We start from the raw sequence: 14055 nt of genomic DNA, 5'->3' as shown, positions 1-14055 counted from the left end.
GCCCCGTTCCTGTCTCCATTATATGCGCGTGCTGATAGCTGCTATCGCTGCACCAGCGCCTTGGCCGCCGCGCTGACCTGGTCGCGCAGCCATTTGTGCTCGGGTGCCTGGTGCACGCGCTGGTGCCACAACTGGTAAAAACGCATGGGTGGGAATTTCAAGGGCACGGTATACGTTTTCAGCGGCAGGGTTTTTTCATAGAAGCGCATGAATTGCCGTCCCGTGGTGAGCACCAGATCGGTCTGCGTCAGCATGTAGGGGATCAGGCCGAAGTACGCTGATTCGACCACCACGTTGCGCTGCAGGTTTTGCCGTTCGAGGAAGGAATCGATCACGCCGTGGTAGCCAGGCATCATCTGCGACGGCGCCACGTGGGGCAGGCTCAAATAATCGTCGAGGGTCATGGCATCGCTGGCCGTACGCCGCGCATAGGCGTTTTCCGCATGCATGGCGCAGATGATGGGGTCTTCAAACAGTTTCGAGATATGCAGATGGGCGGGCGGCTCGTCCCAGTTGGCGATGACCAGGTCCAGGCCTCCATCGGAGAGTTGGCGGATATGGTCGATGCCCGGCCCCAGGCTATGCAGCACCACGCGGCTTTTCGGTGAACCGCGGCGCAGCAGGGCCACCACGTTGGGCAGGAACTGGCTGTCCAGGTAGTCGGGCGCGGCGATATGGAAGGTGCGCGCCTCTTCCTGCGCCACGAATGGCGTCTTCTTGACGAACAGGCTCTCCGTCTGGTCGAGGATGCGCTTGGCCGGATTGAGCAGGCTTTCGCCATGTTGGGTGGGCACCATGCCGCGCGCGCCGCGCACCAGCAGCGGGTCGCCCGTCAGTTCGCGCAGCTTGCGCAAGGAGGCGGAGATCGAGGGTTGCGGCTGATTGAGTTTGAGCGCCACGCGCGAGACATTCTTTTCCACCAGCAGCAGGTAGAGAATGCGGATCAGGTGCAGGTCGAGGTGTTGCGGCAGGCTGGACATGTGGCGGCGGCTCGGTTGTATATCGATTTGAATATGTCAAATATACGATATTTTTCATGTGATGGGCGGTAAATCCGTTTATCTTGTGTAGATTGGCACGAATATGGGTTCGGTCTGACTAGAGGAAATTTATGGAAGTATTTGCCTACCTGATTCCGTACGGCCTGGAGTGGCTGAACCTGATCGTCCGCTGGCTGCACGTCATCACGGGCATCGCCTGGATCGGTGCTTCCTTTTATTTCGTCTGGCTCGACAACTCGATCCGCCCGCCCGCGCCCGGCTCCGAGCTGGCAAAGAAGGGCGTCTCGGGAGAATTGTGGGCCGTGCATGGCGGCGGCTTCTACAACCCGCAAAAATACCTGGTGGCGCCCGCCGAACTGCCGAAGGAACTGCACTGGTTCAAGTGGGAAGCGTATTCGACCTGGCTGTCCGGTTTCGCGCTGCTGACGATTGCCTACTACTTCAATGCGCAGGCCATGATGATAGACAAAGCCGTGGCCGATATCTCCAGCGGCCAGGCCGTCGGCATCGGCATTGCCACGCTCGTCATCGGCTGGACCGTGTACGACCTGCTGTGCCGTTCCCCGCTGGCCAAACATGAATTGTGGTTCGGCGTGACGGTGTTCGCGTTGATCGTCGGTGCCGCGTACGTGCTCACGCATTTGCTCAGCGGGCGCGCCGCCTACATCCACGTGGGTGCCATGATCGGCACCATCATGGTGGCCAATGTGCTGATGCTGATCATTCCCGGCCAGCGCAAGATGGTCGAAGCCATGGCGGCCGGCAAGCTGCCCGACCCCAAGCACGGCTTGAAAGCCAAGCAGCGCAGCGTGCATAACAATTACTTTACCTTGCCGGTACTGTTCATCATGATCAGCAACCACTATGCGATGACCTACCGCAACGATCACGCCTGGCTGGTGCTGGCGCTGATCATGGCGGCCGGCGTGTTCATTCGCCACTTCTTCAACCTGCGCCACAAGGGCCGGGTCGAGTGGCGCTATCCGGCCATCGGCGTGGCCCTGCTGTTGGGCGTGGCCGTGGCCATCGCGCCGAAAGCGCCCGTGGCCGTGGCGGCCGTACCGGCGGTGGACCCGGCAGCGCAGTTCAAGGGCGTGCATGCCATCATCGCCCAGCGCTGCGCCACCTGCCATTCGCTCCGGCCCACGCAGCCCGGTTTCGCCACGGCGCCGGCCGGCATGATGCTGGATAATGAAACGGAGATTCGCCAGCACGCGGCGCAAATCTACAAGCAGGCCATCGAGCTCAAAGCCATGCCGATCGGGAACCTGACCAACATGACCGACGCCGAGCGCAGTGAACTGGGCGCCTGGCTGCAACAGACCATGCAAGGAGCAAAATGACAACGCACGCGGAACGAATCACGGCCTGGATCGACGAACACTTCGACGAAGAAGTCGCATTTTTACAGAAAGTGGTGCAGCAGCCGACGGATACGCCGCCCGGCAATAACGCGCCCCATGCGGAATTGGTGGCGCAGTTGCTGCAGGCGTATGGCTGGCAGGCGGAAAAGCATGCCGTGCCAGCGGACCAGGTGGTGGCGTACGGCATGCAGAGCATCACCAACCTGATCGTGCGCCGGCCGTATGCGGCGGGCGGGCCGACGGTGGCCCTGAATGCGCATGGCGACGTGGTGCCGCCTGGCGACAACTGGACGTATCCGCCGTATGGCGGCCAGATCGACGGCGGATATATGTATGGCCGCGCGACGGCTGTCTCAAAAGGCGATTTCGCCACCTATGTGTTCGCCGCGCGCGCGCTTGAAGCGCTGGGCATTTTCTTGAAAGGCCAGTTGGAACTGCATTTTACCTACGACGAGGAATTCGGCGGCTTGCTGGGGCCGGGCTGGCTGCTGGAGCAGCAACTGACGAAGCCCGATTTCGTCATCGCCGCCGGTTTCAGCTACGGCATCGTCACCGCGCACAACGCCTGTCTGCAGCTGGAAATCACTGTGCACGGCAAGTCGGGCCACGGCTCCATGCCGGAAACGGGGCATGACGCCCTGCAGGCAGCCAACAAGATCCTCAACGCCATCTATGGCCAGTTGCCGGAGCTGAAAAAGATCAAATCCAAAGTGGCGGGTATCGACTCGCCGACCATGCTGGTGGGGCGCATCGACGGCGGCACGAATACCAATGTGGTGCCAGGCAAGGTGGTCATGAAGATGGACCGCCGCATGATTCCGGAAGAAGATCCGGTGGCGGTGGAAGCGCAGGTGCGCGCGCTGATCGAAGACGCCGTGCGCGGCGAGCCAGGCATCCGCATCGAGATTCGCCGCCTGCTGCTGTCGCATGCGCTGCGGCCCTTGCCCGGTTCTGAGCAGCTGGTCGGCAGCCTGCAAAAGAATGCGCAAGTCATCCTCGGCGAGATGATACCCGCCGTCGGCACGCCCCTGTATGCGGATGCGCGCCTGTATGGCGAACGGGGCATTCCTGCCGTGCTGTATGGCGCCGGTCCGCGCACGGTGCCTGAATCGAATGCAAAGAAGGCCGATGAACGCCTGGCGCTGGACGATTTGCGCAAGGCCAGCAAGATCGTCGCCTTGACATTGCTCGACTTCCTGGCTGCTTGACAAGGCGGCGACTATGCCGCTTGCATCCGGTAAGATGCATGCCTGGAAAATCGAGGAGGCAGCATGGATTTGACTGGCAAGAGGACGATAAGGGAACTGGCGGCCGACCTGGCCGCCGGCTGCATCACCAGCGTGGAACTGACGCAGCGCATGCTGGCGCGCGCCGAGGCGCACCGGGCGCAAGGTGGCCATGCCTATGTCAGTCTTGATGGCGAACAGGCGCTGATGGAAGCGCGTGCCAGCGACGCTGCGCGCGCGGCGGGCATCGTTGCCTCGTCCCTGGCCGGCGTGCCCATCTCGGTCAAGGACTTGTTCGACGTCAGGGGGCAGGTCAGTAGCGCCGCCTCGCTGGCGCTGGCCGATGCGCCGCCCGCCGATGCCGATGCGGGCGCCGTGGCGCGCCTGCGCGCGGCCGGCGCCATCCTGTTGGGCCGCACCAACATGAGTGAATTCGCGTTTTCCGGCCTGGGCTTGAATCCCCACTACGGCACGCCGCGCAATCCGTACGACCGCGCACGCGTGGCGGGTGGCTCTACTTCTGGCGGCGCCGTGACGGTGGCTTTGGCGATGGCGGCCGGCGCGCTGGGCACGGACACGGGCGGCTCGATCCGCATCCCGTCCGCCTTTTGCGGCCTGACCGGGTTCAAGCCGACGGCGGCTTCCGTGTCGTTGGCGGGCACGGTGCCTTTGTCGCGCTCTCTCGACTCGGCCGGGCCCATTGCCCACAGCGTCGATTGCTGCGCCATCCTGTATGCGGCCTTGTCCGGCCACGCTATCCCCGATGGCGCGCCAGCCCTGAAAGGCTTGCGCTTCGGCTTTACCATCGATTACGTCGGCACGCACCTGGAGCAGCAAGTGCAGCAGGCTTTCGAGCGCGCGCTGGACAAATTGCGCGCGGCCGGTGCGCAGGTAGAACAGTTCGATTTCCCCGAGTTGCTGGAGCTGCCGACGATCAATGGCGGCGGTGGCCTGGTGGCTGCGGAAGCCTGGCACTGGCACAGGCTGTTGCTCGAAGAGAAAGGCGCGCAGTACGACCAGCGCGTGGCGGCGCGCATTCGCCGCGGCCAGCAGCAGGGCGCAGCTGATTACATTGATTTGCTCGATGCGCGCGCGCGCCTGATCGCCATCGCAGAGCAGCGCCTGGCGCCATTCGATGCCTGGCTGATGCCCAGCGTGGCTATTCTAGCGCCGGAAGTCGCGCCGCTGGAAGTGGACGACGCCACTTTTTTTGCCACGAATGGCCTGGTGCTGCGCAACGCCAGCGTGATCAACTTCCTCGACGGCTGCGCGCTGTCGCTGCCTTGCCATGCCGACGGTGAACTGCCCGTGGGACTGGGTATCTGCGGCCTGGCGGGCGCGGATGAAAGAGTGCTGCAAATTGGCCGGGCGGTCGAGATATTGTTAGACGCACAAGAATAAATAGTGCTGAGGTGCAGGAAAATGCCAACTCTGTCATGATGACTGGCATTGACATGGATAGTCGCGCTTCGTGCGCCGGCAAACTTCACACTGTGCACCGATACGACCTGATTAGCTGTCATGACTGTGGCGTGCTATACCGCAAACGTCCGCTGCGTCCGCGCGAGAAGGCGCGCTGCATCCGTTGCCGCTCGGTGCTGTACCGGGCCGTATCGAGCCGGGGCGCCTCCGCAGGACTGGATAAGGTGGTGGCGCTCACCCTGGGCGCCGCCCTGGTTTTCCTGATCGCCCAGTTTTTTCCCATCGTCGAACTTGACGTCAATGGCCTGACCTCCAGCGCCACCTTGCTCGGCTCTATTCGCGTGCTGTGGTCCGAGCAGATGCAGGTGGTGGCGACCATGGTGTTCCTGTTTACCATTCTCTTCCCGGCCATCGAACTGGGCTCTCTGCTGTATGTGGCGCTGGGTCTGCGCGGCGGCGTCAAGGTGCCCGGCTTCAACCGCGTGCTGCGCGCCGTGCAGACGGCGCGCGAATGGGGCATGACGGAAGTGCTGATGATCGGCATCCTGATCACCGTCGTGAAGATGACCAGCCTGGCCACGGTGCTGCCGCAACCTGGCTTGTTCGCGTTTGGCGCCTTGACCTTGTTGCTGGCCATCGTCGTCTCGTTCGACCCCAAGGCCTTGTGGAACCTGGGCGATGACCTGACGCGGCAAGCGCTGCCCGGCATCCGCTACAAGGCCTTCGCGCCCGGCGCGAAGGTGGTGCCTTGCCATGCCTGCGGCCTGGTGGCGCCGCCTCTGGGCAAGGGCAAGCACTTGGCGTGCGTGCGCTGCGGCACGGCCCTGCATGTGCGTAAACCAGATAGCATCAACCGCACCTGGGCCTTGCTGATCGCTGCCATGATCCTCTACATTCCCGCCAACCTGCTGCCCGTGATGGTCACGTATTCCCTGTTTGGCGCGCAGAACGACACCATCATGAGCGGCGTGGTGCTGTTCTGGACCAGCGGCTCGAAGGGCCTGGCTATCATCATTTTCATCGCCAGCGTGGTTGTGCCCATGCTCAAGCTGGGCGTACTGGCGCTGCTGGCGTTCACGGCGCAGCGGCGTTCGCGTTGGCGGCCGCGCCAGCGTACCATCTTGTACCGCATGGTGGAATTCATCGGCCGCTGGTCCATGCTCGACATCTTTGTCGTTACCCTGACGGTGGCGCTGGTGCGTTTCAAGTCGCTGGCCGTGATCACGGCAGGTCCCGGCGCGTTGGCTTTTGGCGCCGTGGTGGTGCTGACCATGCTGGCGGCGATGCAGTTCGACCCGCGCCTGATCTGGGACCCCGTCGACGGGCAGGTGCCTGGCGAGGAAGAACCCGTGGTGGTGACAAATACCGGAAACAATACAGTGAATGGAGAACAGCATGTCTGACAAAGAAGCAGGCGACCTTGCCGAAACGGGTGGCCGGCCATTGACGGAACCCGATGTGGAACAGGGCAGCCGCTGGCTGCCGTCGCTGGTATGGCTCATTCCGTTGCTGGCTGCGCTGATCGGCGCCGGCCTGGCCGCCAAGTCCATCCTTGACCAGGGCCCCACGGTAACGGTCAGCTTCAAGAGCGCCGAAGGCCTGGAGCCGGGCAAGACCAAGGTCAAGTACAAAGATGTCGATATCGGCCAGGTGCGCGGCATTACCCTCGGCGACGACTTGAGCAAGGTGCTGGTGACGATCGACATGAGCAAGGAAGCGCGGCGCTTCGCCACGGCCGATTCGCGCTTCTGGGTGGTGCGCCCGCAGATCGGCGCCAGCGGCGTGACGGGCCTGGGCACCTTGCTGTCGGGCGCCTACATCGGCGTCGACACGGGCAAGTCTGAGCAGAAGAAGGACAACTTCGTCGGCCTGGAAAATCAGCCCGCCGTGGCCGGCGACCAGAAGGGCAAGCTGTACACCCTGCATGCGGACAGCCTCGGCTCTGTCGACGTGGGTTCGCCCCTGTTCTTCCACCGCCTGCGCGTGGGCAAGGTGGTCAGCTTCGCGCTGGACAAGGATGGCAATGGCATCACCCTGTCGGTCTTCGTGAATGCGCCGTACGACCAGTTCGTCGGCAAGAACGCGCGCTGGTGGCATGCCAGTGGCGTCGACGTGCGCCTCGACTCCAACGGTTTCAAATTGAATACGCAGTCCTTGGCCGCCATGCTGGTGGGTGGCATCGCCTTCGAGGCGGAAAATGGCCGCAAGCCCGAAGAACCGGCGCCGGCCGATACCAATTTCCGTCTGGCGGCCGACGAGGCCAGTGCCATGCGCGAGCCCGATGGTGAAGCCATTACCACCGTATTCTATTTCGACCAGTCCCTGCGTGGCTTGCAGCCCGGCGCCACGGTGGACTTCCGCGGCATCGTACTGGGTGAAGTGCGCTCGGTGGGTATCGAATTCGACCCTGTGAAAAAGAACTTCCGCATGCCGGTCACCGTCAATCTGTACCCGGCCCGCCTGGGCATGCGCTTCAAGGCGGCCGTCGACGATGCGGAAGGATCGGCCGGCCACCAGCTGATCGAACGCATGGTCAGCCGCGGTTTGCGTGCCCAGCTGCGCACGGGCAACCTGCTCACCAGCCAGCTGTATATCGCGTTGGACTTCTTCCCGAAAGCGCCGAAGGTGGCGCTGGACTTGAACAGCTATCCGCTGGAAGTGCCCACCGTGCCGAATACTCTGGATGAACTGCAGACGCAGATTGCCAGCATCGCCCGCAAGCTCGATCAGGTGCCGTACGCGGAGATCGGCAACAATTTGAACGCCACCATCAAGCAGGCCAATACCCTGTTCAAGCAGCTCGATGGCCAGGTGGTGCCGGAAATGCGCGATACCTTGACGGCGGCGAAACAGACCTTCGGCACGGCCGAACAGGTGCTGCAAAAGGATTCGCCGCTGCAGTCTGACGTGCGCCAGGCATTGCAGCAGCTGACGCAAACCCTGCAATCGCTGAACGCGCTGTCGGATTATCTGGAACGTCATCCCGAGTCCCTGATCCGCGGTAAAAAAGGAGATGAAAAAAAATGAGGAAACCAATTTTTGCGCTACTGATGGTGGCCAGCCTGCTCGGCGCCTGCTCCACTCCCCAGTCCGAGCATTTCTATACGCTCAGCGGCGGTGCCGACGCGCAGCCGGCCAAACCCGTCAAATACTATGTCGAGGTGCTGGCCGTCAGCGTGCCGCAACAGGTGAGCCGCAACCAGTTCGTCGTGACGGCGCCATCGGGACGCATCGAATTGCTGGAGCAGCAGCGCTGGGCGGGACCGCTGGCAGGCGAAATCGGCCAGGCCCTGTCGACGGCCGTGACGAACGACCTGGGCGCCATCGATGTGTTCCGCACGCCGCACCCCGAGAACCTGCCCGTGTACCGCATCAGCACCAATGTGCAGCGCTTCGAGTCCGTGATGGGCCAGTATGCGCTGATCGATGCCGTGTGGAGCGTGCGTCAGCTGGCCAGCAACAAGGTGGTCACTTGCCGCACGATAGCCAATGAAAAGGTGGGCGCAGGCTACGATGAACTGGTGCTGGGCCACCGCCGCGCCGTGAACCGCATCGCCGCCGATGCGGCGAGCGTAGTGCGTGCTTTTGACAGCGGTAACGCCGCCTGCCCGGCCGCCTGAGCCGCTTTCCACTACCCAGTCCCGGCGGCCGCTGGTAAAATGCGGCCATGGGAATGACCTTGTTCACGCGCCGCTTTGCCGCATGGATCGCCTGTTTTGCGATCCTGCTGGCGGCGCTCGCGCCATCGATTTCCCAGGCCGTCGCCAACGCCAAGCAGGAGTCTAGCTCCGGCTGGGCGGAAATCTGCTCGGTGGCCGGCATCCGTTTTGTCCAGCTTGTCCAGGTCGACGATGACGGCGCCGCCGATGACAAGTCTGGCGGCAAGGCCATGCAGATGGAGCATTGCGCCTTCTGTTCCACGCATGCGGGTTCCGTGGGCTTACCACCTAGTCCTGTGCTGCCGCTGTCCGTCGCCAGCGGCACGGCGATTTTCCCGGCCCTGTACTACCAGTCGCCATCACCGCTGTTCATCTGGTCCACCGCGCAATCGCGCGCGCCGCCCGCCCTCATTTAAGTCTTTGCATATTTAGTGCTTGCCCTGCGCGCCCTCCAGCGCGACGGGCAGCATCCGCACACTTAAACGAGAATCACATGAACAAGAAACTGTTGGTGCTGGCCGTGGCCATCACCGTGGCTTACCCCTGCGCGCAGGCGCAGCAACTTGACCAAACTGATCACGCCATCGACACCGTCGTCGTTTCCGGCTCACGCGCGCAAGCGTGGCTGTCCGAGACGCCGCAGGCCATCGGCGTCGTCAATGCCAAAATGCTGGAACGCGACAAGCCCAAGACCATGGGCGATATCCTCAACCGCATCGCCGGCGTGTACTGGAATGACCTGGGCAACGAGCAGCACAGCATGAGCATCCGCCAGCCCATCGGCACGAATGCCGTCTACCAGTACCTGGAAGACGGCATCCCCATCCGCCCGCTGGGCGTCTTCAACCACAACTCGCTCAATGAAATGAACATGGCGGGGGCCAGCGGCGTGGAAGTGGTGAAGGGCGCTGCTTCCTCGCTGTACGGCAGCAATGCCGTGGGCGGCGCCGTCAATTTCCTGACGGCCGGCGCCAGCGCCACGCCGACGGCCAAGGTGGGCGTGCGGCGCGATAATGTGGGCGGCTACACCCGCTACGACACCTCCGCCAGCGATACCTGGGGCCCGCTGGGACTGCGCTTTTCCCATTACAGTTCGCGCCGTTCGCGCGACAACTGGCAAGAGTACAGCTATGGCGACAAGGATTCGTTTTCGCTGCGCGCCGACTATGCGCTCAGCCCCACCTCGCAGCTGCGCGCCACCATCGTCCATACGGATCTCGATGCGGCCATGACGGGCAGCCTGTTCGAGAACGATTACCGTAACAATCGCGGCAGGAGTCTGAACACGTTTACCTACCGCAAGGACAAGACCACGCGCATGAATCTGGCGTGGGAAGGGCCGACGTCGGACAATGGCACGAGCACCGTCACCGTGTTTACGCGCAAGAATGGCCATGGGCAGATTCCCGCGTATTCCATCGGCAGTTGCGCGGGCATGCTGTGCAAGGGCGTCATCAACAACAACCACGTCGATTCGCTGGGGCTGGACGTGAAACACCAGCAGAATTTTGCGTGGCTGAATGCGCGTTTGATCTTTGGTGTGTACGTGGATAAGAGCGACAATCCCTTTGTCAGCGACAACCTGTCCATCGTGCGCGATGCCGCCACGGGCCGCTATCTGCGCTATACGCTGGCCAATGCCAGCAATCCGCAGGGCGTGCGCGACTACCAGACGGACATTCTGAACACGGCCGTCTTCGCGCAATGGGAGTTTTCTCCGCTGGCGGGCACGCGTGTGGTGCTGGGCGGACGCTCGGATGCCATCCGCTACGATTACCACAACAAGCTGGCACCGGGCGGCAGCGTCAATTACGGCGCGCCCGACGAGTCGCGCAGCTTTTCCCACGTCAGCCCGAAACTGGGCGCCACCTACGCCATCGGCCATGCGGGCAGCGCGTATGCGAACGTCAGCCAGGGCTTTACCCCGCCCGAGGTCAGCCAACTGTATGGCAAGACGGGCATCGCCGACCTGCAGCCGTCCGTCTACAACAACTATGAACTGGGCTTGCGCTGGGCCTTCCTGCAGGGGCGCTTGAAACTCGATACGGCCTTGTACCGGCTCGATGGGCGTGACACCATCGTCAGCTATACGCTCTCGCCGGGCAACAGCGAAAACCGCAATGCGGGACGCACGCGCAGCGAAGGCCTGGAGCTTGGGCTGAACTACGACAGCGGCCCGTTCGACGCGCGCTTCGCCACGGCCATCGCGCGCCATCGCTACCTGCGCTACCAGGTGTCGTCCAGCCTCGATTACAGCGGCCGCGCCATGCCGCAGGCGCCGCGCGACATCACTTCGTTCGAGGTCGGCTACAAGCCCGTGGCTGGCGCCAGGGTAGCGCTCGAAGTCGTGCACCAGGGCCGCTACTGGATGAACAATGCCAACACGGTGGAGTACAAGGGCCACGCGTTGTTGAACCTGCGTGCCAGCTACCAGCTTGCGCGCGGCCTGGAAGCGTGGGCGCAGGTGCGTAACCTGGCCGATAAACGCTATGCCGATTCGGCCAGCAGCAGTTACGCCGGCGTGGGCAGCTATGCGCCGAACAGCCAGAACCAGTACACGCCCGGCGCACCGCGCAGCGTGATGCTGGGCCTGGGCTATACCTTCAACGCACTGTGAGGATGGTCATGGACGACGCAACTTTTCTCATCGCACGGCGTAAAAGCCTGTACTGGCGCATCCACTTTTGGGCCGCGCTGATCGCCTCGCCGTTTGCGCTGGTGGCTACCCTGACGGGCATTTTGTATGTGTTTACGCCGCAGATCGAGGCACGGCTGTACCAGCACCTTGACCATGTGGCGCCGCAAGCGTCCATGCTGCCGCTGGACGCCGCCGTGGCGGCAGCGGAACAGGCGGCGCCGCGCGGTTGGGCAGTGCAGCACGTGGTGCCGCCGTTTCAACAGGACGATGCGGTGCAGGTGGCGTTCGCGCCGCCCGGCGGCGTGCAGGATGAACATGCGGGCCATGGCGGACATGCCGCGCCGGCCACGCCCCCCAGGCCGAAGTTCGGCCTGCCCGCGCAAGCCATCATCGTGTATGTGAATCCCTATGACGCGCGCGTGCTGGGCAGCCTGGCCAGCAGTGAGCGCTTCGGCAACTGGGCCAAAAAGCTGCATTCGCGCCTGCTGCAAAACGATGACTGGCGCTGGATGATCGAGCTGGCGGCCAGCTGGCTAATGGTGATGCTGGTGACGGGTGTGGTGCTGTGGTGGCCGCGCGGCACGCAAGCGGGCTTGCCGAAGCGGGGCGCGCGGGGGCGCAATGGCTGGCGCCAATGGCATGCCTTCCTGGGCGTGGCGTTCGGCGTCATCAGTTTGGTCATCCTGGCGACAGGCTTGACGTGGAGCCAGCAAGCGGGCGGGCGCATACGCGCGCTGCGTGACGTCAGCGGCCAGGCGCCGCCGCCCGTGCCGCGCGGCCTACACTCGACCGAGGAGGGTGCTCCGCTCGACTGGCAGGATGCCTGGCGGGTGGCGCGCAGCCATGCACCCGCCATCGCCGTGCAACTGACGGCGCCGGCAAGCCAGGACGATGTGTGGCGCGCCACCATGGCCGACCGCAGCCAGCCCACCTTGCGCTTCGATCTGCAATTCGATGCCTACAGCGGCAAGCCTCTGTATTACGCGGGGTGGGAGGCGCAGACTGCGTTCGGCAAGGCGACGGCCATCGGCATCCCCTTCCATCGGGGCGAATTCGGCTGGTGGAATCAGGCGCTGTTACTGCTGTTCGGCGCCAGCGTGCTGTTCTCGCTGGTGTCGGGCTGGGTGATGTTTTTCAAGCGGCGCTTGCCAGGTTCGCTGGGCTTGCCCCGGCTGCTGCCAGGTGCCTGGACCTCGCCTTCGGCGCTGGCCTGGCTGCTTGCCGCCGCCATGTGCGCGCTGATGCCATTGCTGCTTATTTCCGCCTGCATGCTGATGCTGCTGGAGCTGATCCTGGCAAGATGGGGGGCGCGTATCGGCAGGATGCGTCTGCGCTAGAATAAGGGGCGCGGCCAGGCTCGTTGCCATGGGCCGCCCCTTTGTACTGGTTGACGCATGTTATTCATCGACTTTCCCGCCTTGTCCGCATTGGCCGCCACGTCGGCGCTGGTGACAAAAAAATGCAGTTGCTGCGCCGTGCCGTTGGACGCCTGGCAGCGTCTTCCTACTTCGCTGGAGCTGGACCGCTTCGAAGAAATTGGCACCTTGCGCGAAGATCCGTACGAGGAACCGACGTTCGCCGAATACCATCCGCACGGCACGCGCTATGACAGCATGGACGCGCCCATCGCACCGCGTTACTACCCCGCTAACCTGAGCCAGGTGGCGCGTTGCCTGAACTGCGGCCGCCACTATCTGCGCTACAACGAAGCGGGCGGCTATTTCACGGAGCTGCGCATCCGCGCGCTGCGCCCGGCATTGCTGGCCGACGCCGCCCTCTAGTTGCTACAGGCTTTCCTTGACGTGCGCAATGCCGTGTTCATCGTAGATCGAATACACGGCGGCGAGGAGGTTGTCCAGTTCCGGCGAGCGATCCATATGCCGCATGCTGAACAGGATGGGCGAGAACGCATGCTTGTCGTCCAGCTTGCGGTAGACCACGTTCCTGTGATGCATGGCCTGCACGCTTTCGGGCACGATGGAAATGCCCTGGCCGGCCGCCACCAGTCCCATGGAAATCTGCAGCTCGCGCACTTCCGTGACGCGGCCGGGCGTGACATTGCCTACACTGAACATGGTCAGTACCTGGTCGGCAAAGCTGGGGCGGGGCGCTTTCGGATACACGAGCAAGGTTTCATGCACCAGGTCGGTCAGGCGCAATCCGCCTTCGCCCTCGGCCAGCCGGTGGCCGGGCGGCAGGGCCACCACCAGCCGCTCCTCGCGTAGCAGGATGCGGCGGATGCTGGGATCTTCGCTTTTCAATCGCCCGAAACCCACGTCGATGCGGCCTTCCTTCAGGGCCTTGAGCTGCTGCACCGTCGTCATTTCGTGCAGGCTCACGTCGACCTCGGGATGGCGCTCGCAATAGCGGTGCACGATGTCGGGCAATTCGCCATACAGGGTCGAGGCGACGAAGCCGATCGACAGGGTGCGTTCCAGCTTGCCCACGCGCTGCGTCATCGCCTTCAGGTCACGCACCTGGTCGAGCAGAGGCCGCGCATGGGCGAGGAAAAACTCGCCCGCTTCCGTCAGCCGCAGGGGCCGCGAGCCTTTCTCGATCAGCGCCACGCCCAGCGTTTCTTCCAGCTGCTGCATCTGCCGGCTGAGTGGCGGCTGCGCGATATGCAGGCGCGCGGCCGCCCGCGTGAAGTTCCTTTCCTCTGCGACCGCAACGAAGTAGCGCAAGTGGCGTAATTCCATCTTCATACCTTTCAGGTATAGGTTCAATACCAACTCGGTGTTGGAC

General features: G+C 63.3%; 12 protein-coding genes. 10 read left to right on the top strand and 2 right to left on the bottom strand.

Features of this window, described 5'->3' with window-relative positions; all coding sequences use genetic code 11:
* Positions 1 to 41 precede the first annotated feature (41 nt).
* A complete protein-coding gene (locus tag ACQ4W7_RS23710; protein ID WP_034754583.1) occupies positions 42 to 980 on the bottom strand; it encodes a LysR family transcriptional regulator in 939 nt (312 codons plus the stop codon).
* A gap of 131 nt (positions 981 to 1111) precedes the next feature.
* Between ACQ4W7_RS23710 and ACQ4W7_RS23705 the strand changes: the two genes are divergently transcribed.
* From ACQ4W7_RS23705 to ACQ4W7_RS23660, 10 genes are all read left to right on the top strand, one after another.
* The gene (locus ACQ4W7_RS23705; protein WP_436533706.1) at positions 1112 to 2344 is read left to right on the top strand and encodes a urate hydroxylase PuuD; all 1233 of its coding nucleotides are present in this window, start codon (positions 1112 to 1114) and stop codon (positions 2342 to 2344) included.
* The gene (locus ACQ4W7_RS23700) at positions 2341 to 3573 is read left to right on the top strand and encodes a M20/M25/M40 family metallo-hydrolase (RefSeq protein WP_436533704.1); all 1233 of its coding nucleotides are present in this window, start codon (positions 2341 to 2343) and stop codon (positions 3571 to 3573) included. The genes ACQ4W7_RS23705 and ACQ4W7_RS23700 overlap by 4 nt, the downstream gene beginning before the upstream one ends.
* Before the next feature lie 63 nt (positions 3574 to 3636).
* Positions 3637 to 4992: an amidase gene (locus ACQ4W7_RS23695; protein WP_426074235.1), complete on the top strand. Its 1356-nt coding sequence runs from the start codon at positions 3637 to 3639 to the stop codon at positions 4990 to 4992.
* A 53-nt stretch (positions 4993 to 5045) separates the two neighbouring features.
* Complete coding sequence (locus ACQ4W7_RS23690; RefSeq protein ID WP_426074333.1) at positions 5046 to 6416, top strand: paraquat-inducible protein A; 1371 nt, start codon at positions 5046 to 5048, stop codon at positions 6414 to 6416.
* On the top strand, positions 6409 to 8040 hold the full coding sequence (locus ACQ4W7_RS23685; protein WP_436533702.1) for a PqiB family protein: 1632 nt from the start codon (positions 6409 to 6411) through the stop codon (positions 8038 to 8040). The genes ACQ4W7_RS23690 and ACQ4W7_RS23685 overlap by 8 nt, the downstream gene beginning before the upstream one ends.
* A complete protein-coding gene (locus ACQ4W7_RS23680; protein ID WP_436533700.1) occupies positions 8037 to 8633 on the top strand; it encodes a PqiC family protein in 597 nt (198 codons plus the stop codon). The genes ACQ4W7_RS23685 and ACQ4W7_RS23680 overlap by 4 nt, the downstream gene beginning before the upstream one ends.
* Positions 8634 to 8680: 47 nt before the next feature.
* Entirely contained in the window at positions 8681 to 9088 is a 408-nt protein-coding gene (locus ACQ4W7_RS23675; RefSeq protein WP_436533698.1) for a DUF2946 domain-containing protein, read from the top strand.
* 77 nt (positions 9089 to 9165) lie between these two features.
* Positions 9166 to 11289 carry a TonB-dependent receptor family protein gene (locus ACQ4W7_RS23670; protein WP_436533696.1) on the top strand — a complete coding sequence of 708 codons (2124 nt, stop codon included), beginning with the start codon at positions 9166 to 9168 and terminating at the stop codon, positions 11287 to 11289.
* A gap of 8 nt (positions 11290 to 11297) precedes the next feature.
* Entirely contained in the window at positions 11298 to 12647 is a 1350-nt protein-coding gene (locus tag ACQ4W7_RS23665) for a PepSY-associated TM helix domain-containing protein (RefSeq protein WP_436533694.1), read from the top strand.
* A 57-nt stretch (positions 12648 to 12704) separates the two neighbouring features.
* The gene (locus tag ACQ4W7_RS23660; protein WP_426074241.1) at positions 12705 to 13091 is read left to right on the top strand and encodes a hypothetical protein; all 387 of its coding nucleotides are present in this window, start codon (positions 12705 to 12707) and stop codon (positions 13089 to 13091) included.
* A gap of 3 nt (positions 13092 to 13094) precedes the next feature.
* Here ACQ4W7_RS23660 and ACQ4W7_RS23655 read toward each other — a convergent pair whose 3' ends face one another.
* Positions 13095 to 14009 carry a LysR family transcriptional regulator gene (locus tag ACQ4W7_RS23655; protein WP_436533691.1) on the bottom strand — a complete coding sequence of 305 codons (915 nt, stop codon included), beginning with the start codon at positions 14007 to 14009 and terminating at the stop codon, positions 13095 to 13097.
* Positions 14010 to 14055: the final 46 nt, after the last annotated feature.

The organism is Janthinobacterium algoris (assembly GCF_051380935.1).
GTDB lineage: Bacteria > Pseudomonadota > Gammaproteobacteria > Burkholderiales > Burkholderiaceae_D > Janthinobacterium.
This window is presented reverse-complemented; position numbering and strand designations above follow the sequence as displayed.

What these genes read in the sequence shown, in the direction of transcription:
- ACQ4W7_RS23710 (WP_034754583.1), bottom strand. Translation starts at nt 980, where the DNA reads ATGTCCAGCCTGCCGCAACACCTCGACCTGCACCTGATCCGCATTCTC.
- ACQ4W7_RS23695 (WP_426074235.1), top strand. Translation starts at nt 3,637, where the DNA reads ATGGATTTGACTGGCAAGAGGACGATAAGGGAACTGGCGGCCGACCTG.
- ACQ4W7_RS23705 (WP_436533706.1), top strand. Translation starts at nt 1,112, where the DNA reads ATGGAAGTATTTGCCTACCTGATTCCGTACGGCCTGGAGTGGCTGAAC.
- ACQ4W7_RS23670 (WP_436533696.1), top strand. Translation starts at nt 9,166, where the DNA reads ATGAACAAGAAACTGTTGGTGCTGGCCGTGGCCATCACCGTGGCTTAC.
- ACQ4W7_RS23655 (WP_436533691.1), bottom strand. Translation starts at nt 14,009, where the DNA reads ATGGAATTACGCCACTTGCGCTACTTCGTTGCGGTCGCAGAGGAAAGG.
- ACQ4W7_RS23700 (WP_436533704.1), top strand. Translation starts at nt 2,341, where the DNA reads ATGACAACGCACGCGGAACGAATCACGGCCTGGATCGACGAACACTTC.
- ACQ4W7_RS23660 (WP_426074241.1), top strand. Translation starts at nt 12,705, where the DNA reads ATGTTATTCATCGACTTTCCCGCCTTGTCCGCATTGGCCGCCACGTCG.
- ACQ4W7_RS23665 (WP_436533694.1), top strand. Translation starts at nt 11,298, where the DNA reads ATGGACGACGCAACTTTTCTCATCGCACGGCGTAAAAGCCTGTACTGG.
- ACQ4W7_RS23680 (WP_436533700.1), top strand. Translation starts at nt 8,037, where the DNA reads ATGAGGAAACCAATTTTTGCGCTACTGATGGTGGCCAGCCTGCTCGGC.
- ACQ4W7_RS23690 (WP_426074333.1), top strand. Translation starts at nt 5,046, where the DNA reads ATGGATAGTCGCGCTTCGTGCGCCGGCAAACTTCACACTGTGCACCGA.
- ACQ4W7_RS23685 (WP_436533702.1), top strand. Translation starts at nt 6,409, where the DNA reads ATGTCTGACAAAGAAGCAGGCGACCTTGCCGAAACGGGTGGCCGGCCA.
- ACQ4W7_RS23675 (WP_436533698.1), top strand. Translation starts at nt 8,681, where the DNA reads ATGGGAATGACCTTGTTCACGCGCCGCTTTGCCGCATGGATCGCCTGT.